At 59.0% G+C, this 7,774-nt stretch carries 8 protein-coding genes; 6 read left to right on the forward strand and 2 right to left on the reverse strand.

Translation table 11 applies throughout. From position 1 onward, the window contains the following. The first annotated feature begins 604 nt into the window (after nt 1–604). The 3 genes from AC4FS3_RS28235 (at nt 605) to AC4FS3_RS28245 (ending at nt 3,194) form a co-directional block, all read left to right on the forward strand. On the forward strand, nt 605–1,711 hold the full coding sequence (locus AC4FS3_RS28235) for a S1C family serine protease (RefSeq protein ID WP_491023299.1): 1,107 nt from the start codon (nt 605–607) through the stop codon (nt 1,709–1,711). Nucleotides 1,712–1,824: 113 nt separating this feature from the next. Continuing rightward, on the forward strand, nt 1,825–2,070 hold the full coding sequence (locus AC4FS3_RS28240; protein ID WP_491023300.1) for a TFIIB-type zinc ribbon-containing protein: 246 nt from the start codon (nt 1,825–1,827) through the stop codon (nt 2,068–2,070). A gap of 164 nt (nt 2,071–2,234) precedes the next feature. Then, a complete protein-coding gene (locus tag AC4FS3_RS28245; protein WP_491023301.1) occupies nt 2,235–3,194 on the forward strand; it encodes an IS481 family transposase in 960 nt (319 codons plus the stop codon). A gap of 17 nt (nt 3,195–3,211) precedes the next feature. On the opposite strand, the gene AC4FS3_RS28250 is transcribed toward AC4FS3_RS28245, so the two are convergent. Continuing rightward, complete coding sequence (locus AC4FS3_RS28250; RefSeq protein WP_491023302.1) at nt 3,212–3,832, reverse strand: exopolysaccharide biosynthesis protein; 621 nt, start codon at nt 3,830–3,832, stop codon at nt 3,212–3,214. A 208-nt stretch (nt 3,833–4,040) separates the two neighbouring features. Between AC4FS3_RS28250 and AC4FS3_RS28255 the strand changes: the two genes are divergently transcribed. Further along, nucleotides 4,041–5,006, forward strand: a complete 966-nt coding sequence (locus AC4FS3_RS28255; RefSeq protein ID WP_491023303.1) for a calcium/sodium antiporter — start codon at nt 4,041–4,043, stop codon at nt 5,004–5,006. Nucleotides 5,007–5,269: 263 nt separating this feature from the next. Beyond that, nucleotides 5,270–6,477, forward strand: a protein-coding gene (locus tag AC4FS3_RS28260; protein WP_491023304.1) for an IS3 family transposase whose coding sequence is annotated in 2 segments (ribosomal slippage) — nt 5,270–5,594 and nt 5,594–6,477 — 1,209 coding nt in all. Because the reading frame shifts where the segments join, the coding sequence is not laid out codon by codon here. A 186-nt stretch (nt 6,478–6,663) separates the two neighbouring features. Here AC4FS3_RS28260 and AC4FS3_RS28265 read toward each other — a convergent pair. Next, nucleotides 6,664–6,909 (reverse strand): amphi-Trp domain-containing protein, encoded by a 246-nt coding sequence (locus AC4FS3_RS28265; protein ID WP_491023305.1) that lies wholly within the window; start codon nt 6,907–6,909, stop codon nt 6,664–6,666. Between the two features lie 314 nt (nt 6,910–7,223). Between AC4FS3_RS28265 and AC4FS3_RS28270 the strand changes: the two genes are divergently transcribed. Continuing rightward, nucleotides 7,224–7,748 (forward strand): hypothetical protein, encoded by a 525-nt coding sequence (locus tag AC4FS3_RS28270; RefSeq protein WP_491023306.1) that lies wholly within the window; start codon nt 7,224–7,226, stop codon nt 7,746–7,748. Nucleotides 7,749–7,774: the final 26 nt, after the last annotated feature.

Below are 7,774 nucleotides of genomic sequence, written 5' to 3' on the forward strand. Positions count from 1 at the left end.
GCAGCCCCACACGCAAAGAACTCACCTTAGCACGGGCCGCAACGACGAAGATGACCCCCATGTTTTGTCCACTCCCGACTGACGTAGCGGGGCAGTGGTAGGTTGGTCACCCGTCCCACACGTAAGTCGTCAGATCTGGCCACGGTCGTCGGCGTGTCAAGCGCCATCAAGGCAATACATGCCGAAAAGATAGATAAAACACACAGGATATGTGCAAGGGTCATGGATGCCGCTCCGATCCGCCTGTTGCGAGCGCGGGTTCTCTGCCACGCGTCCCTAGCTGGTAATGTGTCACCATTTGAAGATTTTGGAAAGCGACTCACGGGACAGATGTCAGGGAGCAAGCTGAGTATTGTCGTGGCGTGGATAACTGAATGGCTTGACGTCAACCTGGGAAACGCCTCGCCCGAGGGTGCACAGCCGTGACATGTTCGGGAGATAGGGCTTACGCCGACAGACTTCGAGTATGAAGTGCGAGGAAACCGGCATTGCTGTCATTATTTGTTTGGGGTCAGGAGTTGAGATTGGCCGAAACCCAAACCAAATAAACTTTGTCGATTCGAAATCATCTGACCTATCATGAAATATACAGAGAAAAATCCGAATGATTAGAGATGCAGGCCAATTGCGCGGTTTTCTATTGGGGCTGGTTGCGGCTGGCATCGGTGCCTTCCTACTGTTCGAAGCACCATGGCGCGAAACTGAGCCGCGCCAGATCATTCCGCGTGGCGAACTTGCGCCCCAGGAGGAAACGACCATCGCCCTGTTCGAGGCGGCACGTGGCTCGGTCGTGTCGATCACGACCGAAAGTCGTGTGCTCGATCCATGGTCACGCCGTGCTATGGAGGTACCGCGGGGCACGGGCTCGGGGTTCATCTGGGACGATCGAGGCCACATCGTTACCAATAATCATGTGATAAGGGGGGCAGCTGGAGCCCGTGTCCGGCTCGCAGACGGCCGTCTGTTGGAGGCAGATCTTGTGGGAACGGCCCCAGAACACGACTTGGCCGTTCTTCACGTTGATGCGGGCCTCGACACGCCGCCGCCCCTGTCGATCGGCGAGAGCGACACGCTGCGCGTCGGGCAATCCGTCTTCGCCATAGGCAACCCCTTCGGTCTCGACTGGACACTGACCACTGGCATCGTCTCGGCGCTTGATCGCGAGATCCCGACACAGGGCGGCGCGACCATCGAGGGCCTGATCCAGACCGATGCTGCGATCAATCCCGGCAATTCCGGCGGTCCGCTGATCGACAGCGCGGGAAGACTGATCGGCGTGAATACGGCCATCTTCAGCCCGTCCGGGTCCAGTGCCGGTATCGGCTTCGCGGTGCCCGTTGACACGGTGAACCGGGTCGTACCCCAGCTGATCGAAACAGGCATCTATCGACCGCCCATTCTGGGTATTCGGCATTCCGACCAGATCAATCGCCTCGCCGCAATACAGGGTCTGGAAGGGGTTCTTGTCCTTGGGGTCGAACCCGGGTCCCCGGCCGTTGCGGCTGGTTTGCGCCCTGCGCGCCAAGACGCGTCCGGACGGCTGGTCCCTCGGGACATCATCGTCGGGATAGAGGATCGGGCTGTCGCGACCTCGGCTGATCTCCGTGATGCGCTCGACGCCTACGCTCCCGGTGACAGGGTCACGATCCGCGTGCTTCGGGACGGAAGCACGTCCGCTGTGTCGGTGACCCTTGCTGACCCACGGTTGTGACGGGCGGATGCACAGCCAGCCGCGCGTTTTTGCGGCTGAGGGGTTGGAAACGGCCACAGAGTGCTTAGTTCGAACGCTGATATGATTTGAAATTGGCAAGAGAGGTGAACCGCATGCAGTGTCCCGTGGATGGAGAGACGCTCGTGATTGCCGAGCGTAGCGGCGTCGAGATTGATTACTGCCCGAAATGCCGGGGGGTTTGGCTTGACCGAGGTGAACTCGACAAGATCATTGAACGCGCTGGCCCGGCTGCGGCGGAACCCGCACAAGCACACAGCTCCGAATACCGAGACACGCATCGATCACAGCCCCACAAGAAGAAGCGGGAGTCGTTTCTAGGCGACCTTTTTGACTTTTGAAGTCCGGGTTACGAAGGCCGGAAGCAGAGAGTAACATGGGCGCAGGCGTACGTTTTTGCCGCGCAATAGCCTCTGCAATGCTTCTCGCTTTACCCGGTTTGGCGACTGTGTTTGATCCCACGGTTTGATGGTGCGATCCTTTCTATGGAATGGAAGGATGCCCTATGGGACAAATTCGTCATGGCAGCGCCACGACAACGCACGCTGTCAGAGCAGCAATACAGCGATCGCAAGCTTCGCTCGCGCAGCTGAGCCGGGAGCTGGGGATCAATCCCAAGACCGTTGCGAAGTGGCGCAAGCGCGCGACGGTCGAGGATATGAAGACCGGGCCTTCCGAGCCTCGATCCACCGTGCTGACGGAGGCTGAGGAGGCGATGGTCGTGGCATTCCGGCGCCATACGCTGCTGCCATTGGACGATTGCCTTTACGCTCTGCAGCCCTCGATCCCCCACCTGACGCGATCTGCGCTGCACCGCTGTCTGCAGCGGCACGGCATCTCGCGCCTGCCTGATATGGAGGGCGACAAGCCGAAGCGGTCGAAGTTCAAACGCTACCCCATAGGGTTCTTCCACATCGACATCGCCGAGGTGCAAACCGGTGAAGGCAAGCTATATTTGTTCGTTGGCATCGACCGGACGAGCAAGTTCGCCGTGACCCAACTCGTCGACAAGGCCGACAGAAAAACAGCCTGGGAATTCCTTCAGCACATGCTCGAAGCCGTGCCCTACCAGGTCCATACCATTCTCACCGACAACGGAATCCAGTTCGCAGAGCAGCCCCGGAACCGGAATACCATCTACTCTCGGCCGATGCGTTTCGACATGATTTGCGAGGCCAATGGCATCGAGCACCGGCTGACCAAGCCCAACCATCCATGGACCAACGGCCAGGTCGAACGGATGAACCGCACGATCAAGGACGCCACCGTCAAACGCTTCCATTACGACAGCCATGACCAGCTGCGAGCACATCTGACGGACTTCATGGCAGCCTACAACTTCGCTCGAAGGCTAAAGACCCTCAGCGGCCTCACCCCATACGAATACATCTGCAAGATCTGGACAGCAGAGCCTGACAGATTCATCCTAAGCCCGATCCACCAGATGCCGGGACTAAACACCTAGGGGGCTCGAGCCCATCTTCAATGGATAAGGGCGTCCGCGCCCGCAGCGAGGGAGGTGAGGATTGTTGCGGTCAACAAGACCGATGCCGCACCAAGGACCAGACCCATACTGCTGACAAGGCCGTCCTGCTCCACAATGCCGACGCCAATAATGAAGAGCGAGATGGCCGGGAACCAACCGCTCAAGGGAACTGGCAAGAAAAGAGCGAATGCGATCACGAACATAAACAGGCCAAGAGGTCGTTCATTGCGCCGGGAAAACAGCGTCTTGTAGCGAGGCACGAGGATGCGTTCGAGCCTTCGTGTCACCGGCCGGATGCGCAGGACTGTCCGCCTCAGCTTCAAAGGGTCAATCCGCAGACGGGCCAAGCGCCCTGGAAGTTTCACATGGGGGTAACCCAACATCATCTGGGCTGTGGTCACCAGAAGAGGCAGCGCCGTGATCAGGGAAGACCCAGGTGGCAGCGGCAGCAGCGTCAGCAGCGAGAACATCACGATCGCCCATCCAAAGGACGCCTCGCCGAGAGCCGACAGAAGACTGCCGAGAGTGAGCGTGCCAGCACGATGCTGGCGGCGTGCCGTGCGCAGGATCGGGAGCGACAGCGAGGGTCGCCGTATTTCACCGTCGTTGCGCTGCATCTGGTTCCTTCCGGGTGGGTCACTACGATATCAGATCGCCAGCACCTGTTTACAATCGCCGGGCGCATTTCAATGCAGAAGACACGCAAAAAATTACGAATAGGGACATGGCTTGCAGTTCCTTTTCTTTGATCGACACCTTAAATCCCGACATGACAATCAGATTACTGCCCATGCCGAAGCCGAATTTTAACCGACAGGACCACGAATGCTTCATGATCTTCTCTTCGTGGCCGCTGGCCTCGTACTACTTTTCGTCGGCGGCGAAGGCCTTGTGCGCGGCTCGGTTGCCATCGCCGAGCGGCTCGGCATATCGAAGCTCCTGATCGGGCTTGTCATTGTCGGCTTCGGCACGTCCACGCCCGAGTTGCTGGTGTCAGTGAACGCGGCTCTGGACGGTGCCCCCGAAATCGCCCTCGGAAACGTTGTCGGCTCGAACATCGCGAATATCCTGCTCATAGTAGGGGTCGCTGCGCTCATTGCACCCATTATGGGCTGGGAGCGGACGGCAGTGCGCGAGGCGCTCGTGGCAGCCCTCGTTTCGCTCGCGGCGTTCGTCCTGGTACAAGGGGAAATGATCACCCGCATCGAAGGGATTGCGATGCTGATGGTGCTGGCGGGCTATCTTTTCTCCACCTATTGGCTGGAGCGGAGGAACCGCGCCGCCAAGACGTTTCAACATGAGGCAGAGGCGTTCGAGGACGTTCCCTTGCGGCGCCCCTGGCTGGCGCCTGTCCTCGCGCTTGGCGGAATCGCGGCGCTTGTGTTCGGAGCGGACCTGCTGGTCGATGGAGCCGTGAACATCGCGCGGACTTTCGGAGTGCCGGATGCCGTGATTGGGCTTTCGCTGGTCGCCATTGGCACCTCGCTGCCCGAGCTTGCCACCGCCATTGTCGCCGCGATCAGGCGCCAATCTGACGTCGTACTGGGCAACGTCATCGGGTCAAATATCTTCAACATTCTCGCCATTCTTGGCGTAACCGTCGTGATTCAGCCAATCGAAGTGAGTGCACGGTTTCGCACCATCGACACGCCCGTAATGCTGGGGGCTGCCTTGCTACTGTTGACGTTGCTGTTCGCAACGACGAAGGTCGGGCGGCTTTGGGGCATTCTCATGCTGGTCGCCTATGCAGCCTATATGGTGTTCTTGTTCTCCAGCGGAATGTCGGCCTGAGAGGCCAATGATAAATACTCCCATTAGGCCCTATCTCAAAATCCGAACCGACAAACGCGTCAGCCACGTGTTGATGAGACGCTCCACTCGTTTCAAAAGAAATGATCTCGCCTTGGCCAGGCCAGCCCAAAAAGCACAGTTTGATATGGCGAAGCAATCATCATGTCGGCAGGATTATCCGCGACGCTGTGAACTGGCCCCCCTTTCGACCGGACACTTGGGCATAACCATGGAGGCTTAGGGATAGCCCTAAGCACGTGCTTATGTCTGACTATGAAATCATCACCGATGGCGGCCGTCGGCGCCGCTGGTCGTCCTCCGAGAAGCTGCGGATTGTGGAGGAGACGCTGGACGAGAGTGCCAGCATCTCGGTCGTTGCGCGTCGCAATGGCGTGGCACCGAACCTGCTGTATCGTTGGCGACGTCTGATGCTGGAAGGGGGAGCCGTGGCCGTGTCTGGAGACGATGACGTCACAAGCAATCGCGCGGTCCGCCAGATGGAGCATCGCATCCGCGAGCTGGAGCGCCAACTGGGGCGAAAGACCCTCGAAGTCGAAATCCTCAAGGAGGCGCTCGACAAGTCACGCTCAAAAAAACTGACATGGCATGTGCAGTCGCAGCCCAAGGACGGTTCCCGATGAGCGTCGTGGCCACGACCCTGGGCGTCTCCCGTTCCAACCTGCACGCCCGTCTGATAGGAAGTGCAAAGCCGCGGCGGCGCTATCACAAAGCGCAAGACGCGGCGGTGTTGCCGCTGATCACCGCGCTCGTGGCGGCAAGGCCAACCTACGGATACCGCCGGATTACAGCCATTCTGAACCGGCAGTTGCGCGCCACGGGCGCAGCGTCTGTCAACCACAAGCGCGTATACCGCATCATGCAGGGGCAGAACCTGCTGCTGGCACGGCGCTACGCCGAACGGCCCGATCGCACCCACAACGGCAAGGTCGTGACGATGCGCTCAAACCTGCGCTGGTGCAGTGACGGCTTCGAGTTCACCTGTTGGAACGGTGACATCGTTCGCGGCGCATTCATCATCGACGCCCACGATCGCGAGATCATTGCTTGGTGCGCCGTCGTGAACGCAGGTATCAGCGGATCGGACGTGCGCGACATTATGCTGGCAGCGGTAGAGGCGCGGTTTGCGGGGCATCGCGCACCGCACCAGATCGAGATGCTCAGCGATAACGGTTCGCCCTACATCGCCAAGAACACCTGCATCTTCGCCCGCCAGCTCGGCCTGAAACCCTGCTTCCCGCCCGTGAAGAGTCCGCAGAGCAATGGGATATCCGAGGCATTCGTGAACACGCTCAAGCGGGACTACGTAAACGTCACACCGCTGCCCGACGCCGCTACCGTCCTCGGATTGATTGCCGGGTGGTTCGAGGACTACAATGAAAACCACCCACACTCGGGGCTGAAGATGCGCTCACCACGCGAGTTCATCGCAGCTCAAACCGCAACCGCCTGAGTGTCCGGCGAAACGGGAGCAAGATCACGCTGACATACTGAGCTATGCGGCGGAGATGGGAACGAGTGTTCCGAAGATCGAACTATCCAGCGTTGTTGGGGCAGCACAATTGCGAAATTTACAAGATTTGCCGGGATCTCTTCCGTACGACCGAAAACCGGGAGAAACGTCTGCCGAAAGGTCGTTTCAACCGATCGATGATCCATCTTTTTCAAGCGGCCACTTGATCTGGAATTCGATCTCTTCGTCGTCTTCGCCTCTTTCATGTTCGATATTGAACGTAGCGCGAACCGGGATCGATACGCGCTCTCCGGCGATCTGGATCTGGAAGCGCTTACCTGCCTCCAGTGAATCGGCAAGGCGGCGCAGCTTCTCGACGAACTCCGCAAGCGGGTAGTCTTTTTCAATGTCGCGTTCAGGTTTCCGGGTCATGTCATGCTCACATTCTGTTGATACTGGCGCGGTCAGGTTTCTGGTTTCCGTGCACCCTAAGCGTGGAGATTGCTGTCAGGAGCGTTCGCACTAAGGTGCCTGCGGTTTCCATTGAAATGTGCATTCAAACTGAAATATCAAGCGGGACTTTCGGAGCGCAAGCATCGTGCTCGGAAATGCGGCCTGAGGCGGTATCAAAGCCACACCCAACGGCGCATAGCGGTTTGTGACGGCAAACCTTAAGCCAAGGATCCCGCGGATTTTTCCCTTATTTTCGAATTGCGCGGTGACGTCGGTCGACATAGTTGGCACGTATGACCTTGCAGATCACCTCTCCCATCGGCCCTGTCCTGTTCCTCGATACTGTCGATAGTGGACAACTATGTCTTTCGGCACTTTTCATCACCGCACGAAACGATGAACCGCCGCCGATCGAGCTGACGGCCGGCAAATTTCGTGCCGTGTCCCTCGCAAGTTTCGATCACGCTTCCGTCTGGCGCGTGCAGTTCTCGCTGCCGGCTGATAGGTTGTCCGCCTACCGTTGGAACGACGAGAGCTATGAGGTTGCCGGGGATCTGACAGGCGATCAGCGCGTCGCATACGTTTCCTGCAATGGCGAGGAGGTCGGCGATATGGAGCGTGAGGGCTCTGAGCGCAACGCCATGTGGGCGCGCCTGCGCGAGGAGCACCGACGCGCGCCGTTTGCGCTGATGCTGCACGGAGGCGACCAGGTCTATGCCGATGAGGTTACGGAAGGTCATGACCTCAGCCACGACTGGCCGGACCGGCGGGAGTGGACAAAACATGGGGGTCATCTTCGTCGTTGCGGCCCGTGCTAAGGTGAGTTCTTTGCGTGTGGGGCTGC

This window comes from Pseudogemmobacter sp. TB195 (assembly GCF_058313095.1).